The sequence below is a fragment of the Pseudomonas sp. UTLPPB19802 genome (genome assembly GCF_059730225.1).
The window spans coordinates 4,190,948-4,211,039 of record NZ_AP048545.1; the positions used below are offsets into that span (position 1 = coordinate 4,190,948).

The following is a 20,092-nucleotide window of genomic DNA, read 5'->3' on the forward strand; positions in this document are numbered from 1 at the left end:
GGCCTGCTTGAACACGAGCGTCACAGGCAATGCATGGTGTAAGCTCATGGACCTTCCGCATTCGACCCTTAGCGAGCCCTATGCCGTTGCTCTTCAAACGCTCCCTGTTGCCCAAGCTGCGCAGCTTCCCCATGACTGCCGATGCCTTGACCATCCTGCCCTCGGCCGCCGAATTCCGGCGTTGCCTGTTGGAGCGGATCGCTGCCGCACGGCAACGCATCACCCTGGTGGCGTTGTACCTGCAGGAAGACGAAGCCGGCCAGGAAATCCTCGATGCCCTGCATGCCGCCAAGGCGGCCCGCCCGGAGCTGGAGATCGTCGTGGTGGTCGATTGGCTGCGCGCCCAGCGTGGCTTGATCGGTGCAGGCAAGCAGCCGGGCAACAGCGCCTGGTACCAGGCCCAGACCCAGGCCCACGACACCGAGGTGCCGATCTACGGCGTGCCGGTGCAGACTCGCGAACTGTTCGGCGTGCTGCACCTCAAGGGTTTCATCATCGATGACTGCGTGATATACAGCGGCGCGAGCCTGAACAACGTCTACCTGCACAAGTTCGACAAGTACCGTTTCGACCGCTATCACCTGCTGCACAACCAGGCCCTGGCCGATTCGATGCAGGGGCTGGTGCAGAAGGAACTGCTGGCCTCCCACGCGGTGTGTCGCCTGGACCTGCCGAGCCTGCCGACCACCCGCAGCCTGCGGGGCGGTATCGGCGACCTGCGCAGCCGCCTGAAAAGCGCCCAGTACGATACCCGTGTCGGCGGTGAGCCGAGCTTCAACCTGTCGGTCAGCCCGTTGCTGGGGTTGGGCAAGAACAATCCGCTGAGCCGGGTGATCTGCGAACTGATCGCGGCCAGCCAGTTGCAACTGACGATCTGCACGCCATATTTCAACCTGCCGCTGGCGGTGACCCGGGAAATCAACCGGGCGCTGGAGCGTGGGGTGAAGATCGATATCATCGTCGGCGACAAGACCGCCAACGACTTCTACATCCCGCCGAGCCAGCCATTCAAGGTGATCGCGGCGTTGCCGTACCTCTACGAGATCAGCCTGCGACGCTTCGCCAAGCGGCACCAGGCGGCGATCGACAAGGGCCTGTTGAACCTGCACCTGTGGCGTGATGGCGACAATACCTATCACCTCAAGGGCATGTGGGTCGACCAGCGCTACACCTTGCTGACTGGCAACAACCTTAACCCTCGGGCTTTCCGCCTCGACCTGGAAAACGCCTTGCTGATCGACGATCCGCGCCACGAATTGCTCGAGGTTCGGGCTCGGGAACTGGAGTCGATCATGGAAAATACCCGGCGGATCGGCAGTTTCCGCGAGTTGGAGACGCTGGTGGATTACCCGGAGGCGGTGGGCAAGTTCTTGCGGCGGGTGAGCCGGGTGAAGATCGAGCGGTTGCTCTATAGGATGCTGTGACGGGCAGGGGATTGCGTTATCGTTCTTCGCGGACCTCCACGAAGAGGCCCTCCCAGGCGACCGCATTCGCCAGGGAGGGGGCGGGACCTTAGTTCAGGCCCAGCTTGCCGCGCAGGGTCGACAGGTCTTCAGCGAGGGTGTTGACCGGGCCAACCAGGGCCTTGCGGTCATTTTCCTTGACCTTGTCATAGGTCTCGAAACCACCGTCCTTGGTCTTGTACTTGGCCAGGATTTTCTCCACGGTGGCAAAGTTCTTGTCGACCTTGGCGGCGAACGCCTTGTCCTGCTTCTCGATCTGTGGACGGAACAGGTCGACGATTTTCTTCGCGCCGTCGATGTTGCCCTGGAAGTCATACAGGTCGGTGTGGCTGTAGCGATCTTCCTCGCCGGAAACCTTGGTCGCCGCGACTTCTTCCAGCAGGGCGGCAGCGCCGCCGACGACTTTCTCAGGTGGGAAGGTCAGGCCGGCCACGCGCGATTGCAGCTCCTTGACGTTCTTGTTCAGGCCGTCGGCCAGTTCGTTCAGACCCTGGGTGGAGTTCTCGGAGAACAGGCTGTATTCCAGGCGATGGAAACCGGTGAAGTCTTCGGCCTTGACGCCTTTCTCGTGGTCATCGACGCGGGAGTCGATGGCCGCGTCCAGGTCACTGAACAGCTCGGCGATCGGTTCGATCGACTCGTAGTGAACGCGGGTCGGAGCGTAGAGCTTCTTGGCGGTGGCCAGGTCGCCTTTCTTCACGGCATCGGTGAACTGCTGGGTCTTGCTCGCCAGTTCGTCGAGCTGCTCGGTGACGTAGATCTTGTAGTCCGACACCGGGCCTACCAGGTCCAGCGGTGCAGTCGCGGCGAAAGCCGAGAGCGGAGTGTGCAGCAGGCCTACGGCCAACAACAAAGCAAGAGGCGACTTCTTCATGAGAACTTCCCAGGTGAGTTAAGGATTAAGCCTTGGTTTTTTGTTGTGTTGCAGAAAGCAGCGAGCGACCGATGAAGTCCGGGTCGCCGGTGACTCCCGGCAAGGTGAAGAAATAGCCGCCGCCGATAGGCTTGAGGTATTCCTCCAGGGGCTCGCCATTGAGCCGGGTCTGGACGGTGATGAATCCCTGTTCCAGGTCCGATTGGTAGCAGATGAACAGCAGGCCCATTTCCAGTTGGCCGTTCTTGCTGACGCCGTTGGAATAATTGAACGGTCGGCGCAGGATCAGGTTGCGCTGGCTGTCGGCGGTGCGTGGGTTGGCCAGGCGGATGTGCGAGTCGAGGCGGATGCGCTTGCCTTCCGGGTCATTGCTGTAGTCCGGCACCTCGGCTTCGGTCTTGCCGCCGATTGGCGCACCGGTGGTCTTTTCCCGGCCGAAGATGCTTTCCTGCTCCTGCAATGGGGTACGGTCCCAGCGCTCGACCAGGTTGCGGATGATCCGTACGGCCTGGTAGCTGCCGTTGGCGGTCCAGGCCGGCTCGTCGCTGCCGGGCTGGACCCAGACAATGCGGTCCATGGCGCTGGTGTCGTTGGAGTCCGGGTTGGCCGAGCCGTCACGGAAACCGAGGAAGTTGCGCGCGCTCTGGGCCGGCTCGCCAGGCTTGGTCGGTGCCTGCGGCGGCACGGTACCTTCCTGTTTCCAGCGCACCAGCAGCAGGTCCGGAGTGTTCTTGACGATGTCACGCAAGGCGTGGATGTTGGTGCCCGGGGTGTTGGAGCAGAACTGGATGCTCAGGTCGCCATGGCACAGGTCGGCTTGCAGCGCATCGTTGGGGAAACCAATCATCTGGCTCAGGCGCTTGGGCTTGACCGATTCCAGGCCGAAACGCTCATCGAACAGCGAGTTGCCGACCGAGACGGTGATGGTCAGGTTGTCCGGGGTGACGACCGGGCCGAGGATACCGGAGTCGGTCGGCGGCAGCTTCGGATCGACCTGTTTCACGGCGCCGCCGTTCATCAGGAAGGCGATGCGTTCGTTGAGGGTGCGGAACAGCCGCTCCAGGTCCTTGCGGTCGCTGGCCAGGACGTCGAAGGCGACGAACATGCCGGCGGCCGGGCGAGGGGTGACGATGCCGGTCTGGTGCTTGCCGTGGAAGGCGTGGCGGTCCTGGGTCTTCTCGCTGCTTGGAGCCTGGGTGACCTGGGACTGGGTCTGCGCGGCCGCCATGGCCGGGCAGCTCAGGGCGCTGCCGGCGATGGCGGCGCCGGCCACGCCCATGCCCAGCAGGACACGACGGCGGTCGGCGGAAAAATCGTTGTTGCGCTGTGATGAATCGCTCATGTTCGGGTCGTCTGCAGGTTACAGGCCGGAAAGGCCCAGGGCTGGATCGATTCCATCGAGTGCATCGGCCAGGACCTTGGCCTTGTCGGCGATCTGCTTGCGCTTTTCGGCGCCGACGGTGTCGTAGGTGACATAGTTGTCGCCGCTGCGCAGGCCATTGAGTTCGGCATCGAGAGCCGTGGTGGCGCTGTCGAGCTTGGGCAGCAGGTCGGCAGCCGACTTCACCAGCAGCGGCCGCAGCAGGTCGACGACCTTGCGCGTGGCTTGCAGGTTGGCAGCGAAACCGTTCAGGTCGACATGGCTGTAGCGTTCTTCCTCGCCGCTGCTGCCGCGGGTGTCGGCGATGCTGCGCATGCTGCGGGCGACGATACTGACCAGTTGCTCCGGAGGCAGCGACTGGGCCAGCAGTTGCTGCTTGAGAGTGATCACATCGGCCTGCAGGCGCTCCACGACGGGTTTCAGGCCGTCGACGCTGCGTTGTTGGAACAGGCCGTATTCGATGCGATGGAAGCCGCCGAAGCCGGGATCCTGCTCACGTTTTTCGTAGTAGTCGGCGCGGGCGTTGATGCCGTTGTCCAGCTCGGAGAAGCGCTGGGCCGCCGGGGCCAGGCGCTGGTAGGCCGCGCGAGCGGGAACGTAGAGCGCTTGCGCCTGGGCCAGGTCGCCGGCAGCAATCGCTTGCTGGAGGGCGTCGACGGCCTTGATCAGCGCGCTGCCCTGGGTGCTCAGGTAAACGCGGAACTCCGACAGCGGGCCGATAAAGGCGGTCATCGACGGCCGGGCCTTGGCCGCGGCTTCCGACGCGGCGGTCGGGGTCACGTGCAGGGTACCGCGCGGGTTGCTCAGCAAGCCGCAGGTAATTGCGTAATCGCCGGGGGCGAGGTTGGCATTGATCACCTGGCTCAGGCCTGGCGCGATGTTTTCCCGCTCCTCGACCACCAGTACGCCGTCGAGGATTTCCCATTCCACCGCACGGTCGGACTTGTTGACAATGCGAAAACTGTTGGGCCCGGCCGGCACGGTCAGCGCGTTCGGGTCGCAACTGTGGGCGAGAATATTGACGGTGACTTCGTTGTGATGGCTCTGGCGCTTGCTCGCTGCCAGTTGCGAGGCGTAGTAGAACAGTCCACCGGCCGCGATCATCACGATCACCGAGCCGGCTACCGCCCAGCGCAAGGCCTGGGGCGGTTTGCCAGTTGCAGGGTTGGACATGGGTAACCTTACTGGTTGGGTACGGAAGAGGTTTTGGGGGCTGGCGGTGCCGCCGGGATGAAGAACATCACCAGGGCGATCACCAGGTACACCAGGTAGGCGGCCAGCACGCTGACGGTTGGTGCGTCCTGGTAGCCGAACATGCCGGCCAGGACCGAGCCGGTCGGGCCGTCCATCGGCAAGATGGTGCTGATGTCGAAGACCACATCCTGCAGGTGGTTCCACAGCCCGGCTTCATGCAGCGCCTGCACCGAGTTGGCCAGGATGCCGGCGGCGACCACCAGGATGAACAGGCCGGTCCAGCGGAAGAACAGCCCCAGGTTCAGGCGCATGCTGCCGGTGTAGATGGCGACGCCGACCAGAATTGCCAGGACCAGGCCAAGCAGGGCGCCGATTGGCGCGCCGGGGCCTTCGCTCTGCTGGAACACCGCCAGCAGGAAAAACACGGTTTCCAGGCCCTCCCGGGCCACGGCGAAGAACACCATGGCAATCAGTGCCCAGACTTGATGTTTTGAACCCGCCAGGGCATGGTCCAGGGACACGTGCAGGGAATGCTTGATGGAGCGCGAGACCTTGCGCATCCAGAAGACCATCGAACTGAGGATGCCGACGGCCACCAGGCCAACGATGCCTTCGAACAGTTCCTGTTGCTTCTGCGGGAATTCGGCGCTTACCAGTTCCAGGCCGCCACCCACCAGCAGCGCGAGGGCTGCGGCGAGAAACACCCCGATCCAGACGGCAGGCATCCATTGGCCCCGACCGGTCTGCTTGAGATAACTGGCAATGATGCCAACGATGAGCGCGGCTTCAATACCTTCGCGCAACATGATCAGAAAGGGAACCAGCATTCGGCGATCGCGTCCGTTACATTTAGTGGATAGTAATTTGTAACATAATGATACTCATTACTAAACAGCTTTCGCCGGCTCTAGCTGAACCGGGGCTGAACGGTAGAGGCCTGGAGCGGGGGTTGATGGTGTGCCGAGAACCCCCAACCGTCGATTTCAGTTGCTCAAGGCAAAGTCCACTGCGGCGAGCGCATGCAGCTCGGTCGTATCGAGCAGCGGCAGGTCGCTGTGCTCCGGCTTGATCAGCAGGCTGATCTCGGTACAGCCGAGGATAATAGCCTCTGCGCCGCGAGCTGCCAGGCCCTCGATGACCCGCTGGTAGATCTGCCGCGATTGCTCGTTGATGACCCCCACGCACAGCTCGTCATAGATGATCCTATGCACCGCCTGGCGCTCCTGCGGCTCGGGTATCAGCACCTCCAACCCTTGATCCACCAGCCGCTGCTTGAGGAAATCCTGCTCCATGGTAAAGGCCGTGCCGAGCAGGCCGACCTTGGTTGCGCCACGGGCGAGAGCCGCTTGCCCGGTCGGCATGGCGATATGCAGGAAGGGAATGTTCACGGCGTTCTCGATCTGCTGCGCCAACCGGTGCATGGTGTTGGTACACAGCACCACGCACTCGGCACCGCCGGCCTGCAAGCGACGCGCGGCATCCTGCAGGATCAACCCGGCATCGTCCCAGCGCCCGGCGTGCTGGGCCTGTTCGACAGGGCCGAAGTCGACGCTGTACATTAGCAGCGCTGCCGAGCGCAGCGGGCCGAGTCGCGAGCGAACCTGCTGGTTGATGATCCGGTAGTACTCGGCGCTGGACTCCCAGCTCATGCCGCCGATAAGGCCGATGGTGCGCATGTGGTGCTCCTGTGGATTGGGGGTGTCCTTGCAGTCTGCGGGCTGGCAGCGATGGTTATCTATCAGGAAATTTCAGATGTCCGGACAACGCACCGGTCCGCTCCCGATTCCCGCCCAGTCATTGCTGGAGGGGCGCCTGTGCCTGCAACTGCTGCCGCGTTCGGCCTATAGCGGGCGTGATCCGGTGCAGTGGCAGACCCTGGGGATTGCGCTGGAGCACCAGCGTGGCGTGCATGCCATCGACTCCGACCAGCGCGTGGACTTCGACACCCCTCCTGGCACCCTGGCGCTGACGCCACCCGGTGTCGAGGTCTTTTCCGAGTCCGCAGAGGGTGGCGAGTACCTGTTGGTGCGCTGGCAGCTTGAAGGTGATCGGCCGCCAGCGCAGCGTCGGCTGGAACATGCAGGCCATGCACGGGGATTGGCCCTCGGGCGGCAATTGCGCCGCCTGCTGCTGGAGCCTGGCTGCGATCCGCTGATGCTGGAGGCGGCGGCGCTGGCGTTTGTCGAGCTTGGCGAAACGATGCCGGTCGACAGGCCTGGGCAACGGGACTTCTCGGCAATTCTGCAGTGCTTTGCCGAGGACTTCGCGCAGCCCTTGAGCCTGGCCGGGTTGGCGGCCGGGCAGGGACAGTCGGAACTGCGTTTTCTGCGGGATTTCACTCGAGCCATCGGCATGACGCCCCATGCCTATCTGCTGGAAGTGCGGGTGCAGGCGGCGCGGCGGATGATCGAGCGGGGTGACCGGCCGCTGGCAGAAATCGCCCTCGATTGCGGCTTTGCCCACCAGTCGCACCTGGGCAGTGCCTTTCGCAAGGTGTTGGGGGTGACGCCTGGGGAGTACCGCAGGCGTCTGGTCATTCCTTAGGGATTCATCCGCGAAGAGGCCTGCCCAGGCGATACCTCCTGGAAACCCCTACATATCCATACCGGCCCAGCCCTCGGGCGGCTGCTCAGCCACCGCCTTGGGTACGACCTTGCCCGTCGCCTGCTCAACCCGTTGCGCCACCTCCGGATCGTCGGAGAACAGCATCAGGCTGGCCTCGTCCAGGCTCTTTTCCGATTGACCCTGAAGGCAGTAGCTGATGCCCAGGTACAGCGAAACCACCGCCATCAGGTTCAGGCCGATTTCCAGCATCGAGCTGCTCTCCAGTCAATGAGTATTCAGGCAATCTGCGCCGCTTGCCGGGCCACCGTGATATCTGCCACCCGCACCGTGCGCCAGGTGTTGTAGGCCATCAGCAGCATGCCACCGAGAAAGAACAGCCCGCCGACGAAGCGCACGATAAAGCCAGGGTGGCTCGCCAGCAGCGCCTCGACGAAGGAGTAGGTGAGGGTGCCGTCCTCGTTCACCGCCCGCCACATCAGGCCCTGGGTGATGCCGTTGACCCACATCGAGGCGATGTAGAGCACCGTGCCGATGGTCGCCAGCCAGAAATGCAGGTTGATCAGGCCGACGCTGTGCATCTGCTCGCGGCCAAACACCTTGGGAATCATGTGGTACAGCGAGCCGAAGGTGATCATCGCCACCCAACCCAAAGCACCGGCATGCACATGGCCGATGGTCCAGTCGGTGTAGTGGGAGAGGGCGTTGACGGTCTTGATCGCCATCATCGGGCCTTCGAAGGTCGACATGCCGTAGAACGCCAGGGACACCACCAGGAAACGCAGGATCGGGTCGCTGCGCAGCTTATGCCAGGCACCCGAGAGGGTCATCATGCCGTTGATCATGCCGCCCCAGCTTGGCGCCAGCAGGATCAGCGACATGGCCATGCCCAGCGACTGGGCCCAGTCCGGCAGGGCGGTGTAGTGCAGGTGATGGGGACCGGCCCAGATGTACAGGGTGATCAAGGCCCAGAAATGCACGATGGAGAGGCGATAGGAGTACACCGGCCGGCCGACCTGCTTGGGCACGAAGTAATACATCATCCCGAGAAAGCCGGTGGTCAGGAAGAAACCCACCGCGTTGTGTCCGTACCACCATTGCACCATGGCGTCGGTGGCGCCGGAGTAGACCGGATAGGATTTGAACCAGCCAACCGGGATCGACAGGTGATTGACCACGTGCAGCATGGCGATCACCAGGATGAAGGCGCCGAAGAACCAGTTGCCGACATAGATGTGCCGGGTCTTGCGCCGGACCACGGTGGTGAAGAACACGACGGCATAGGCGACCCAGACCACCGCCATCCACACCGCGCCGCTGAATTCGATCTCGGCGTATTCCTTGGTGGTGGTGTAGCCCAGTGGCAGGCTGATGAACAGGATCACGATCACCGCCTGCCAGCCCCAGAAGGTGAAAGCGGCCAGGGTGTCGCTGTACAGCCGTACCTGGCAGGTCCGTTGCACCGCGTAGTAGCTGGCGGCGAATTGCGCGCTGCCGGCGAAGCCGAAGATCACCAGGCTGGTGTGCAGCGGGCGCAGGCGGCCGAAGGTGGTCCAGGGCAGGTCCAGGTTCATCTCCGGCCAGACCAGCTGGGAGGCGATCAGTACGCCCATTGCCATGCCGATCACGCCCCAGAACACGGTGGCGACGACGAATTGCCGGACCACCTTGTAGTTGTAGGCTGCTGCGTTTGCTGCTGTGCTCATGGTCATCTCTTCCACGGTTACCGGATCGCGCCAGGCCACCCTGGCCCGGCATGGCGACTCTAGGAATTACTGCACAAGCAAAACAGACTCAGAAAAGGCTCATTCGTACGGATCAGGGTTTTAACCTGCCTGGATTGGTCGTGATGTGCGCTGATATGGGTTTTTCATAAGCGGACTGCGCTGTTTGCAGCGAGCAAGGGAGCAGGGCGTTTGTTGAAGGAGCGCCAGGACGTAGGTGGCAGTCGTCCGCGCAGATTCCTACAGCAAAAAGCTGCATTTCAGATTTGCCGCACGCTCGCGGGTATGCGAATTTGTTCGTCCCCCCATAGGTCGACCCACACTTTCGTGCTTAACTTCGGCCTCTTCAAACATTCTCTGGAAGGATTTCGTTCATGGCTCAAGTCACCCTCAAAGGCAACCCGGTCAAGGTCAACGGCCAGCTGCCGCAGGTCGGCTCCAAGGCGCCAGCCTTTTCCCTGGTCAATGCCGGCCTGGCCGACGTCACCCTGGAAAACTATGCCGGCAAGCGCAAGGTGCTGAACATTTTCCCAAGCGTCGACACCCCGACTTGCGCCACCTCCGTGCGCAAGTTCAACGCCCAGGCCAACGACGTGGCCAATACCGTGGTGCTGTGCATCTCGGCTGACCTGCCATTTGCCCAGGCCCGTTTCTGCGGCGCCGAAGGCCTGGAAAACGTGCAGAACCTGTCGACCCTGCGTGGTCGCGAGTTCATCGAGAACTACGGTGTGGCCATCGCCGAGGGCCCGCTGACCGGCCTGACCGCCCGTGCGGTGGTGGTGCTGGACGAAAACAACAATGTCCTGCACAGCGAGCTGGTTGGCGAAATCGCCGACGAGCCGAACTACGACGCAGCCCTGGCTGTGCTGAAGTAAGCGGCGACGTCAGTCACCCGGCGGCCTGGCATTGTCCAGGCCGTTTTTGTTTGTGCTGGAGCTCGAACCCGTTGGAAGCCCTGGCCCCTGGTGGCGAGCGGGCTTGTCGGGACGCCGCATCGCCGCGCCGGCACGCGAAGCGGGCCTGGAACCTGGGCCTCATTTCAACTGTCACACCGCGATGCCTGGTCACGGGCCGCTCTGGCGTGAGGTTTTCGGACCCCAGCGTAGCTGTGACAAATTGTATTTGGACGTAGGTGGCGGCGGCATATCGTGGTTAACTTCGCCCTTTCTCCTACAACTGTTCAAAAGGATTCGCTTCATGGCTCAAGTGACGCGCAGGGGTGTGGTGGTGCAGGTCAATGGCGAGCTGCCACGTCCCGGAACCCGGGCGCCCGCATTCTCCCTGGTGAACAAGGACCTGGCGGATGTCGCCCTGAATGACTTCGCCGGCCAGCGCAAGGTGTTGAACATCTTCCCCAGCGTCGACACCCCGACCTGCGCCAAGTCGGTTCGTGCCTTCAATGCCCATGCCAATGAACTGCGCAATACCGTGGTGCTGTGCATTTCCGCCGACCTGCCGTTCGCCCAGGCCCGCTTCTGCGGTGCCGAAGGACTGGCCAACGTGCAGAACCTGTCGACCTTGCGCGGCGGCCAATTCATGCAAGACTACGGTGTAGCCATTGCCGACGGCCCACTCACGGGCCTCACCGCCAGGGCCGTGTTGGTCCTCGACGAACAGGACCAGGTACTGCACAGCGAACTGGTTGCCGACATCGGCCAGGAACCCGACTACGCCGCCGCCCTCGCTGTCCTGCAGTAAGCGACCTCGCATTTGTTGCCGGCCTGCACCGTCCAGGCCGTTTTCATTTGCGTTTCAGTGCCTTGGTCGCAGGTCGAAGAACGTCATGCAAAGGTAAATTGCCGGTAAAGGCACTTTGCATGAAACATTTGAGTGCTTATCTTTCATGCTCCTAAGGAAGAAGCTCTCGCCCACAATGGTTGATCACTCCATGCAATCCTCCGCTCCCCGCAAATCCCGTCGTTGGCTGTTCGGCCTGCTCACCCTGTTGATCATCGCGGCCCTGTGCTGGCATTTCTGGCCAGCCGGCGCGCACAAGACCGAACACAAGCCGGCCGGGCATACCGGCAAGAGCGGCATGATGCGGCCTGGCTTCGGTGCCTCGACCGGCCCTGTGCCTGTGCGCGTGGCGCCGGCAACCGTTGGTGACTTCCCGCTCTACTACAAGGCACTGGGCACCGTGACCGCGCTCAACACGGTCAATGTACGCACGCAGGTGGCCGGGCAACTGGTCAAGATCAACTTCCAGGAAGGGCAGATGGTCAAGGCCGGCGACGTACTCGCCGAGATCGACCCGCGCAACTACCAGAGCGCCTTGCTGCAGGCCCAGGGCACCCTGCTGCAGAGCCAGGCCCAGTTGAAGAATGCCCAGGTCGACCTGCAGCGCTATCGCGGGCTGTATGCCGAAGACAGTATCGCCAAGCAGACCCTGGATACCGCCGAGGCGACGATGCTGCAATACCAGGGCACGGTGAAGAACAACCAGGGGGCGGTCGATGCGGCGAAGCTGAACCTGGAATTCACCAAGGTCCGCGCACCGATCTCCGGGCGCCTGGGCCTGCGCCAACTGGACGTCGGCAACCTGCTGGCGGCCAACGACAGCCAGGCGGTGGCGGTGATCACCCAGACCCAGCCGATCAGCGTGGCGTTCACCCTGCCGGAAAACAACCTGGACGTGGTGCTGCCGCGCTTCCGTAGCGGTGCCCGCCTGCCGGCCGAAGCCTGGGACCGTGGCGATGTGAAACGGCAGGCCACCGGCGTGCTGCAGAGCCTGGATAACCAGATCGACATCACCACCGGGACCCTGAAGTTCAAGGCCCTCTACGAGAACAAGGAACAGACGCTGTTCCCCAACCAGTTCGTCAACGTGCGCCTGCTCGCCGATACCTTGAAGAATGTGGTGCTGGCCCCGAGTGCGGCGATCCAGTTCGGTACCGATGGCACCTTCGTCTACGCACTGGACGGTGACAAGAAGGTCAAGATCCGCCCGATCAAGGTGGGCGCCAGCGATGGTGACGTCACCGTGATCACCGAAGGCCTGGCCGCGGGTGACCGCGTGGTGCTCGAAGGCACCGACCGCCTCAAGGACGGCAGTGACGTCGAAGTGGTCAACGACAGTCAGCAGGTTCCGGCCTCGCCGGCCGGGCACCTGCACGGCGCGAAGGCCAAGGATGCGGACGCACCGGCTGAGGCCAAGGCGAAAAAGGTCGGCGCATGAATCTCTCGCGGCTGTTCATTCTCCGCCCGGTAGCGACCACCCTGAGCATGCTGGCGATCGTCCTGGCCGGGGTGATCGCCTACCGGCTGCTGCCGGTGTCGGCGCTGCCGCAGGTCGACTACCCGACGATCCGGGTGATGACCCTGTATCCGGGCGCCAGCCCGGACGTGATGACCAGTGCGGTCACCGCGCCGCTGGAACGGCAGTTCGGGCAGATGCCCGGCCTGACCCAGATGGCTTCCACCAGTTCCGGTGGTGCCTCGGTGCTGACCCTGCGCTTCAACCTCGACATCAACATGGATGTCGCCGAGCAACAGGTCCAGGCCGCGATCAACGCTGCGACCAACCTGCTGCCCAAGGATTTGCCGGCTCCGCCGGTGTACAACAAGGTCAACCCGGCGGACACCCCGGTCCTGACCCTGGCGATCACCTCGAAAACCATGCTGCTGCCCAAGCTCAACGACCTGGTCGATACGCGCATGGCACAGAAGATCGCCCAGATCAGCGGCGTCGGCATGGTCAGCATCGCCGGTGGCCAGCGCCAGGCGGTGCGGATCAAGGTCAACCCCGAGGCGTTGGCGGCCAACAGCCTGAACCTGTCCGACGTGCGCACGCTGATCGGCGCGTCCAACGTCAACCAGCCCAAGGGCAACTTCGACGGCCCGACCCGGGTGTCGATGCTCGACGCCAACGACCAGTTGCGTTCGCCCAAGGAATACGCCGAGCTGATCCTCGCCTACAAGAACGGCGCACCGCTGCGCCTCAAGGACGTCGCCGAGATTGTCGACGGCGCGGAGAACGAACGCCTGGCGGCCTGGGCCAATGAAAACCAGGCGGTGCTGCTGAACATCCAGCGCCAGCCGGGGGCCAACGTGATCGAGGTGGTCGACCGGATCAAGGCGCTGCTGCCGAGTATCACCGACAACCTGCCGGCCGGTATCAATGTCAGCGTGCTGACCGACCGCACCCAGACCATCCGCGCCTCGGTCACCGACGTGCAGCATGAACTGCTGATCGCCATCGCCCTGGTGGTGATGGTGACGTTCCTGTTCCTGCGGCGAGCCAGCGCCACCATCATTCCCTCGGTGGCCGTGCCGCTGTCGCTGATCGGCACCTTTGGCGTGATGTACCTGGCGGGTTTCTCGGTCAACAACCTGACGCTGATGGCCCTGACCATCGCTACCGGTTTCGTGGTCGACGATGCCATCGTCATGCTGGAAAACATTTCGCGTTTCATCGAAGAGGGCGATAGTCCGATGCAGGCGGCGCTCAAGGGCGCCAAGCAAATCGGCTTCACCCTGGTGTCGCTGACCCTGTCGCTGATCGCGGTGCTGATCCCGCTGCTGTTCATGGCCGACGTAGTGGGGCGGCTGTTCCGCGAGTTCGCGATTACCCTGGCGGTGGCGATCCTGATTTCCCTGGTGGTCTCGCTGACCCTGACGCCGATGATGTGCGCGCGGCTGCTCAAGCGTGAGCCCAAGGAGGAAGAGCAGGGACGTTTCTATCGTGCCAGCGGCGCCTGGATCGATTGGTTGATCGAGTCCTACGGGCGCAAGCTGCAATGGGTACTCAGGCACCAGGCGCTGACCCTGCTGGTCGCCATCGGCACCCTGGCGCTGACAGTGTTCCTCTACCTGATGGTGCCCAAGGGTTTCTTCCCGGTGCAGGACACCGGGGTGATCCAGGGGATTTCCGAGGCGCCGCAGTCGGTATCGTTCGCCGCCATGAGCGAGCGCCAGCAGGAACTGGCCAAGGTGATCCTCGCCGACCCGGCGGTGGAAAGCCTGTCCTCCTATATCGGTGTCGACGGCGACAACGCCACGCTCAACAGCGGCCGCCTGCTGATCAACCTCAAGCCCCATCGCGAGCGCGACCTCAGTGCTGCCGAGGTGATCAGCCGCCTGCAGCCGCAATTGGACCGGCTGGTGGGCATCCGCCTGTACATGCAGCCGGTGCAGGACCTGACCATCGAGGATCGGGTCAGCCGCACCCAGTACCAGTTCAGCATGTCTTCGCCGGATGCCGACCTGCTTGCCGAATGGAGCGGCAAGCTCCTCCAGGCCCTGGCCCAGCGCCCGGAACTGACCGACGTGGCCAGCGACCTGCAGGACAAGGGCTTGCAGGTGTACCTGGTGATCGACCGGGATGCCGCCTCGCGGCTCGGCGTATCGGTTTCCGACATCACCGACGCGCTGTACGACGGGTTTGGCCAGCGGCAGATTTCCACCATCTATACCCAGGCCAGCCAGTACCGCGTGGTGCTCCAGGCCCAGGCCGGGGAGAAGATCGGCCCGGCGGCCCTCGACCAGATCCACGTCAAGACCACCAGCGGCAGCCAGGTGCGGCTGTCGAGCCTGGCACGCATCGAGCAGCGCCAGGCGCAACTGGCGATTTCCCACATCGGCCAGTTCCCGGCGGTGACGATGTCGTTCAACCTGGCGCCGGGCATTGCCCTGGGCAAGGGTGTCGAGATCATCGACCAGGTGAAGCAGGAAATCGGCATGCCGGTCGGCGTGCAGACCCAGTTCCAGGGCGCTGCAGAAGCCTTCCAGGCCTCGCTGTCGAGCACCTTGCTGCTGATCCTGGCGGCGGTGGTGACCATGTACATCGTGCTCGGGGTACTCTACGAGAGCTATATCCACCCGGTGACGATCCTCTCGACCCTGCCGTCGGCCGCAGTCGGCGCATTGCTGGCGTTGATCCTCAGCGGCAATGACCTGGGCATGATCGCCATCATCGGCATCATCCTGCTGATCGGTATCGTCAAGAAGAACGCGATCATGATGATCGACTTCGCCCTCGACGCCGAACGCAACCAGGGCATCCCACCCGAGCAGGCGATCTACCAGGCCGCGCTGTTGCGCTTCCGGCCGATCCTGATGACCACGCTGGCGGCGCTGTTCGGCGCCGTGCCGTTGATGTTGGCGACCGGTTCCGGCGCCGAGCTGCGCCAGCCCCTGGGGCTGGTGATGGTCGGCGGGCTGCTGGTCAGCCAGGTGCTGACGCTGTTCACCACACCGGTGATCTACCTGTACTTCGACCGTCTTGGACGGCGTTGGGGCCGGCATCCAAGCCGCCTGGAGCAGGCTGACACATGAATCTCTCCGGCCCCTTTATCCGCCGGCCGGTAGCGACCATGCTGCTGAGCCTGGCGATCGTCCTGCTCGGCGGTGTCAGCTTCGGCCTGTTGCCGGTGTCGCCGTTGCCGCAGATGGACTTTCCGGTGATCGTGGTCCAGGCCAGCCTGCCGGGCGCCAGCCCGGAAGTCATGGCCTCGACCGTGGCCACGCCGCTGGAGCGCTCGTTCGGGGTGATCCCCGGCGTCAACACCATGAGCAGCCGCTCCAGTCAGGGTTCGACCCGGGTGATCCTGCAGTTCGACCTGGACCGCGATATCAACGGCGCGGCGCGGGAAGTGCAGGCAGCCATCAATGCTTCTCGCAACCTGCTGCCCAGCGGCATGCGCAGCATGCCCACCTATAAGAAGGTCAACCCGTCCCAGGCGCCGATCATGGTGCTGTCGCTGACTTCCGATGTGTTGCAGAAGGGCCAGTTGTACGACCTGGCCTCGACCATCCTGTCCCAGAGCCTGTCCCAGGTGCCGGGCGTGGGCGAGGTGCAGATCGGCGGCAGTTCGTTGCCGGCGGTGCGCATCGAACTCGAACCCCAGGCGCTGAACCAGTACGGCGTAGCCCTGGACGATGTCCGGACCACCATCGCCAACGCCAACGTGCGCCGGCCCAAGGGTTCGCTGGAGGACGACCAGCGCAACTGGCAGGTACAGGCCAATGACCAGTTGGAAAAGGCCAAGGACTACGAACCGCTGATCATTCACTACCAGAATGGCGCGGCCTTGCGCCTGGGGGATGTGGCGAAGATCAGCGACGGTGTCGAGGACCGCTACAACAGCGGCTTCTTCAACAACGATGCGGCGGTGCTGCTGGTGATCAACCGCCAGGCCGGGGCCAACATCATCGAGACGGTCAACGAAATCAAGGCGCAGTTGCCGGCGCTGCAGGCAGTGCTGCCGTCCAGCGTCAAGCTGAACCTGGCCATGGACCGCTCGCCAGTGATCAAGGCGACCCTGCATGAAGCCGAGATGACCCTGTTGATCGCCGTGGCCCTGGTGGTGCTGGTGGTCTACCTGTTCCTCGGCAACTTCCGCGCCTCGCTGATCCCGACCCTGGCAGTGCCGGTATCGCTGATCGGCACGTTTGCCATCATGTACCTCTACGGGTTCTCCCTGAACAACCTGTCGCTGATGGCGCTGATCCTTGCCACCGGCCTGGTGGTGGACGACGCGATCGTGGTGCTGGAGAACATCTCCCGGCACATCGACGACGGTATTGCACCGATGAAGGCGGCGTACCTCGGGGCAAAGGAAGTCGGTTTCACCCTGTTGTCGATGAACGTGTCGCTGGTGGCGGTGTTCCTGTCGATCCTGTTCATGGGTGGCATCATCGAAAGCCTGTTCCGCGAGTTCTCCATCACCCTGGCGGCATCGATCATCGTCTCGCTGGTGGTCTCGCTGACCCTCACGCCGATGCTCTGCGCACGCTGGCTCAAGCCCCATGCCAAGGGTGTGCAGACGCGCCTGCAGCGCTGGAGCGAGAAGGTCAACGAGCGGATGGTAAACGCCTACGCCGGCAGCCTGGACTGGGTGTTGCGGCATCGGCGGCTGACGCTGCTCAGCCTGTTGGTCACTATCGGCGTCAACGTCGCGCTGTACGTGGTGGTGCCCAAGACTTTCCTGCCGCAGCAGGACACCGGGCAGTTGATCGGTTTCGTGCGTGGCGATGACGGGCTGTCGTTCGGCGTGATGCAGCCGAAGATGGAAATCTTCCGCAAGGCGATCCTCGCCGACCCGGCGGTGCAGAGCGTGGCCGGCTTCATCGGTGGCAACAACGGTACCAACAACGCCTTCATGCTGGTGCGCCTCAAACCGATCAACGAGCGCAATCTCTCGGCGCAGAAGGTCATCGAGCGCATGCGTGACGAGATGCCCAAGGTCCCCGGCGCGCGGCTGATGCTGATGGCCGACCAGGACCTGCAATTCGGTGGCGGTCGCGAGCAAACCACCTCCCAGTACTCCTACATCCTGCAGAGCGACGACCTGGCGGCGCTGCGCGAGTGGTATCCAAAGGTGGTCGCCGCATTCAGAGGCCTGCCGGAGCTCACTGCCATCGATGCAAGGGAAGGCCGCAGCGCCCAGCAGACCACCCTGGTGGTCGATCGCGATACTGCCAAGCGCCTCGGCGTCGACATGAGCATGGTCACCGCGGTGCTGAACAACGCGTATAGCCAGCGGCAGATTTCCACCATCTACGACACCCTGAACCAGTATCAGGTGGTGATGGAGGTCAACCCCAAGTACGCCCAGGATCCGGAGACCCTGAACCAGGTCAAGGTCATCGGCAGTGATGGCCAGCGCATTCCGCTGTCGGCGATCGCCCACTACGAGAACAGCCTGCAGGAAGACCAGGTCAACCATGAAGGGCAGTTCGCCTCGGAAAGCCTGTCGTTCGACATGGCGCCGGGCGTAACGGTGGAGCAGGGCACTGCAGCGATCGAGCGGGCGGTGGCCAAGCTCGGCCTGCCGGAAAGCGTGATCGCCAAGATGGCCGGTACCAGCGATGCCTTTGCCGCGACCCAGAAGAGCCAGCCGTTCATGATTCTCGGCGCACTGGTGGCGGTCTACCTGGTGCTTGGGGTGCTCTACGAGAGCTACATCCATCCGCTGACCATCCTCTCAACGCTGCCTTCGGCTGGCGTCGGCGCCTTGCTCAGCATTTACCTGCTGGGCGGCGAGTTCAGCCTGATTTCCCTGCTCGGGCTGTTCCTGCTGATCGGCGTGGTGAAGAAGAATGCGATCCTGATGATCGACCTGGCCCTGCAACTGGAGCGGAATTCGGGTCTCGAACCCCTGGCTTCGATCCGTGAAGCCTGCCTGCTGCGCCTGCGGCCGATCCTGATGACCACCCTGGCGGCGATTCTCGGTGCCTTGCCGCTGCTGCTCAGCAGTGCCGAAGGGGCGGAAATGCGTCAGCCGCTGGGCCTGACCATCATCGGCGGGCTGATCTTCAGCCAAGTCCTGACCCTCTACACCACCCCGGTGGTTTACCTTTATCTCGACCGCCTGCGCCATCGTTTCAATGCCTGGCGCGGCGTACGTACCGATGGTGCTCTGGAAACTCCGCTATGACTGACCATTCTCATTGCAACGTGCCCGCTCGGGCTGCCCAACGCCTGGAAATGGCCCGTGGCTCGCGCCTGCTGAGCCTGGCCTTGTGCGGGCTGATGCTCAGCGCCTGCGCCGTCGGCCCGGACTACAAGCGCCCGGAAGCCGCCAACCCGGCGCAGTACAAGGAAGCGGCCGGCTGGCGCCAGGCCCAGCCCAGCGACTCTCTGTCCCGTGGCGCCTGGTGGGAGTTGTATGGCGACCCGGTGCTCAACGGCCTGGTAGAGAAACTCAACAGCAGCAACCAGACCGTGGCCCAATCCGAGGCGCAGTTCCGCCAGGCCCAGGCGCTGGTGCGCAGCTCTCGCGGTGCGTTCTTTCCCAGTGTCGACCTGAGTGCCGGCAAGACCCGCTCCAGCCAGGGTACCGGCAGCAGCAACTCGAGCCTTAGCAGTTCATCGAGCGGGATCCGCGATACCTACAACACGCAACTGGGCGTGAGCTGGGAGGCGGATGTCTGGGGCAAGTTGCGTCGTGGCCTCGAAGCGGACCAGGCCAGCGCCCAGGCGAGCTTCGCCGACCTGGCGGCGATGCGTCTGAGCCAGCAGTCGGAATTGGTGCAGAACTACCTGCAACTGCGGGTGATCGACGAGCAGAAGCGCCTGCTCGAAGCCACCGTGCAGGCCTACGAGCGCTCGCTGAAAACCACCGAGAACCAGTACCGTTTCGGCGTGTCGGGCAAGGCCGCGATCGCCCAGGCGCAAACCCAGTTGAAAAGCGCCCAGGGCGACCTGATCGACCTGATCTGGCAGCGTGCCCAGTTTGAAAATGCCATTGCCGTGCTCACCGGACAAGCCCCGGCGGACTTCAAGCTGGTGGCTACCCGCGATATCCCGGCCTTGCCGCAGATCCCACTGGGCCTGCCATCGCAACTGTTGGAACGGCGCCCGGACGTCGCTTCGGCGGAGCGCTCGGTGATCGCTGCCAACGCCAAGATCGGCGTGGCCAAGGCCGCCTATTATCCGGACCTGACCCTGAGCCTGTCCGGCGGCTACAGCAGCAGTACCTACGCCGACTGGATCAGCCTGCCGAACCGCTTCTGGTCGGTGGGGCCGAAACTGGCCATGACCCTGTTCGACGGCGGCCAGCGCTCCGCGGAAGTGCAGCGCACCGAGGCGGTGTACGACCAGACCGTGGCCAAGTACCGGCAGACCGTTCTCGATGGCTTCCGCGAAGTGGAAAACTACATGGTGCAACTCAAGGTCATGGAGAACGAGGCCGGGGTACGTCAGCAGGCACTGGACGCGGCGCGTGAGTCGTTGCGCCTGACCGAGAACCAGTACAAGGCCGGGCTGATTGCCTATCTGGACGTGGTCACGGTGCAGACCACTGCCTTGAGCAACGAGCGTAGCGTGCTGAGCCTGCTGCAAAGCCGCCTGCTCGCCAGCGTGCAGCTCATCGCCGCCCTCGGCGGCGGCTGGGATGGCGCCACCGAGCCGGTGGCTGCCCAGTAGTCCGGAACGGTGATGGCGTTGCTCCAT

General features: G+C 63.5%; 15 protein-coding genes. 8 read left to right on the plus strand and 7 right to left on the minus strand.

Annotation, left to right across the window (positions count from 1 at the left end):
* The first annotated feature begins 80 nt into the window (after positions 1-80).
* Positions 81-1,424: a CDP-diacylglycerol--serine O-phosphatidyltransferase gene (gene pssA, locus AC6I6U_RS18605; RefSeq protein WP_497877493.1), complete on the plus strand. Its 1,344-nt coding sequence runs from the start codon at positions 81-83 to the stop codon at positions 1,422-1,424.
* An 88-nt stretch (positions 1,425-1,512) separates the two neighbouring features.
* Here pssA and efeO (AC6I6U_RS18610) read toward each other — a convergent pair whose 3' ends face one another.
* From efeO (AC6I6U_RS18610) to AC6I6U_RS18630, 5 genes are all read right to left on the minus strand, one after another.
* On the minus strand, positions 1,513-2,337 hold the full coding sequence (gene efeO / locus AC6I6U_RS18610) for an iron uptake system protein EfeO (RefSeq protein ID WP_497877494.1): 825 nt from the start codon (positions 2,335-2,337) through the stop codon (positions 1,513-1,515).
* A 25-nt stretch (positions 2,338-2,362) separates the two neighbouring features.
* A complete protein-coding gene (gene efeB / locus AC6I6U_RS18615; RefSeq protein WP_497877495.1) occupies positions 2,363-3,679 on the minus strand; it encodes an iron uptake transporter deferrochelatase/peroxidase subunit in 1,317 nt (438 codons plus the stop codon).
* Between the two features lie 18 nt (positions 3,680-3,697).
* Positions 3,698-4,891: an iron uptake system protein EfeO gene (gene efeO, locus AC6I6U_RS18620; RefSeq protein WP_497877496.1), complete on the minus strand. Its 1,194-nt coding sequence runs from the start codon at positions 4,889-4,891 to the stop codon at positions 3,698-3,700.
* 8 nt (positions 4,892-4,899) lie between these two features.
* On the minus strand, positions 4,900-5,739 hold the full coding sequence (gene efeU, locus AC6I6U_RS18625) for an iron uptake transporter permease EfeU (protein ID WP_497877497.1): 840 nt from the start codon (positions 5,737-5,739) through the stop codon (positions 4,900-4,902).
* Between the two features lie 156 nt (positions 5,740-5,895).
* Positions 5,896-6,588, minus strand: coding sequence for an aspartate/glutamate racemase family protein (locus AC6I6U_RS18630; RefSeq protein WP_497877498.1), 693 nt, complete (start codon positions 6,586-6,588; stop codon positions 5,896-5,898).
* A 76-nt stretch (positions 6,589-6,664) separates the two neighbouring features.
* On the opposite strand from AC6I6U_RS18630, the gene AC6I6U_RS18635 reads away from it, so the two are divergent.
* Positions 6,665-7,456: a helix-turn-helix domain-containing protein gene (locus AC6I6U_RS18635; protein ID WP_497877499.1), complete on the plus strand. Its 792-nt coding sequence runs from the start codon at positions 6,665-6,667 to the stop codon at positions 7,454-7,456.
* A gap of 48 nt (positions 7,457-7,504) precedes the next feature.
* Here the strand turns inward: AC6I6U_RS18635 and AC6I6U_RS18640 are convergent, their stop codons facing one another.
* Together AC6I6U_RS18640 and ccoN are read right to left on the minus strand one after the other, a co-directional pair.
* Positions 7,505-7,726, minus strand: coding sequence for a hypothetical protein (locus tag AC6I6U_RS18640; protein ID WP_497877500.1), 222 nt, complete (start codon positions 7,724-7,726; stop codon positions 7,505-7,507).
* A 26-nt stretch (positions 7,727-7,752) separates the two neighbouring features.
* Entirely contained in the window at positions 7,753-9,180 is a 1,428-nt protein-coding gene (gene ccoN, locus AC6I6U_RS18645) for a cytochrome-c oxidase, cbb3-type subunit I (RefSeq protein ID WP_497877501.1), read from the minus strand.
* Positions 9,181-9,572: 392 nt separating this feature from the next.
* Here ccoN and tpx (AC6I6U_RS18650) point away from each other — a divergent pair, with 392 nt between their 5' ends.
* From tpx (AC6I6U_RS18650) to AC6I6U_RS18675, 6 genes are all read left to right on the plus strand, one after another.
* Positions 9,573-10,073, plus strand: coding sequence for a thiol peroxidase (gene tpx, locus AC6I6U_RS18650; RefSeq protein WP_497877502.1), 501 nt, complete (start codon positions 9,573-9,575; stop codon positions 10,071-10,073).
* 322 nt (positions 10,074-10,395) lie between these two features.
* Positions 10,396-10,896 (plus strand): thiol peroxidase, encoded by a 501-nt coding sequence (gene tpx, locus AC6I6U_RS18655; protein WP_497877503.1) that lies wholly within the window; start codon positions 10,396-10,398, stop codon positions 10,894-10,896.
* Positions 10,897-11,071: 175 nt separating this feature from the next.
* Positions 11,072-12,373: an MdtA/MuxA family multidrug efflux RND transporter periplasmic adaptor subunit gene (locus tag AC6I6U_RS18660; protein ID WP_497877504.1), complete on the plus strand. Its 1,302-nt coding sequence runs from the start codon at positions 11,072-11,074 to the stop codon at positions 12,371-12,373.
* Entirely contained in the window at positions 12,370-15,471 is a 3,102-nt protein-coding gene (locus tag AC6I6U_RS18665) for an MdtB/MuxB family multidrug efflux RND transporter permease subunit (protein ID WP_497877505.1), read from the plus strand. The genes AC6I6U_RS18660 and AC6I6U_RS18665 overlap by 4 nt, the downstream gene beginning before the upstream one ends.
* A complete protein-coding gene (locus tag AC6I6U_RS18670) occupies positions 15,468-18,575 on the plus strand; it encodes an efflux RND transporter permease subunit (protein WP_497877506.1) in 3,108 nt (1,035 codons plus the stop codon). The genes AC6I6U_RS18665 and AC6I6U_RS18670 overlap by 4 nt, the downstream gene beginning before the upstream one ends.
* Positions 18,572-20,065 carry an efflux transporter outer membrane subunit gene (locus tag AC6I6U_RS18675; RefSeq protein ID WP_497877507.1) on the plus strand — a complete coding sequence of 498 codons (1,494 nt, stop codon included), beginning with the start codon at positions 18,572-18,574 and terminating at the stop codon, positions 20,063-20,065. Before AC6I6U_RS18670 ends, AC6I6U_RS18675 begins: the two co-directional genes overlap by 4 nt.
* Positions 20,066-20,092: the final 27 nt, after the last annotated feature.

What these genes read in the sequence shown, in the direction of transcription:
- pssA (WP_497877493.1), top strand. Translation starts at nt 81, where the DNA reads ATGCCGTTGCTCTTCAAACGCTCCCTGTTGCCCAAGCTGCGCAGCTTC.
- efeO (WP_497877494.1), bottom strand. Translation starts at nt 2,337, where the DNA reads ATGAAGAAGTCGCCTCTTGCTTTGTTGTTGGCCGTAGGCCTGCTGCAC.
- efeB (WP_497877495.1), bottom strand. Translation starts at nt 3,679, where the DNA reads ATGAGCGATTCATCACAGCGCAACAACGATTTTTCCGCCGACCGCCGT.
- efeO (WP_497877496.1), bottom strand. Translation starts at nt 4,891, where the DNA reads ATGTCCAACCCTGCAACTGGCAAACCGCCCCAGGCCTTGCGCTGGGCG.
- efeU (WP_497877497.1), bottom strand. Translation starts at nt 5,739, where the DNA reads ATGCTGGTTCCCTTTCTGATCATGTTGCGCGAAGGTATTGAAGCCGCG.
- AC6I6U_RS18630 (WP_497877498.1), bottom strand. Translation starts at nt 6,588, where the DNA reads ATGCGCACCATCGGCCTTATCGGCGGCATGAGCTGGGAGTCCAGCGCC.
- AC6I6U_RS18635 (WP_497877499.1), top strand. Translation starts at nt 6,665, where the DNA reads ATGTCCGGACAACGCACCGGTCCGCTCCCGATTCCCGCCCAGTCATTG.
- AC6I6U_RS18640 (WP_497877500.1), bottom strand. Translation starts at nt 7,726, where the DNA reads ATGCTGGAAATCGGCCTGAACCTGATGGCGGTGGTTTCGCTGTACCTG.
- ccoN (WP_497877501.1), bottom strand. Translation starts at nt 9,180, where the DNA reads ATGAGCACAGCAGCAAACGCAGCAGCCTACAACTACAAGGTGGTCCGG.
- tpx (WP_497877502.1), top strand. Translation starts at nt 9,573, where the DNA reads ATGGCTCAAGTCACCCTCAAAGGCAACCCGGTCAAGGTCAACGGCCAG.
- tpx (WP_497877503.1), top strand. Translation starts at nt 10,396, where the DNA reads ATGGCTCAAGTGACGCGCAGGGGTGTGGTGGTGCAGGTCAATGGCGAG.
- AC6I6U_RS18660 (WP_497877504.1), top strand. Translation starts at nt 11,072, where the DNA reads ATGGTTGATCACTCCATGCAATCCTCCGCTCCCCGCAAATCCCGTCGT.
- AC6I6U_RS18665 (WP_497877505.1), top strand. Translation starts at nt 12,370, where the DNA reads ATGAATCTCTCGCGGCTGTTCATTCTCCGCCCGGTAGCGACCACCCTG.
- AC6I6U_RS18670 (WP_497877506.1), top strand. Translation starts at nt 15,468, where the DNA reads ATGAATCTCTCCGGCCCCTTTATCCGCCGGCCGGTAGCGACCATGCTG.
- AC6I6U_RS18675 (WP_497877507.1), top strand. Translation starts at nt 18,572, where the DNA reads ATGACTGACCATTCTCATTGCAACGTGCCCGCTCGGGCTGCCCAACGC.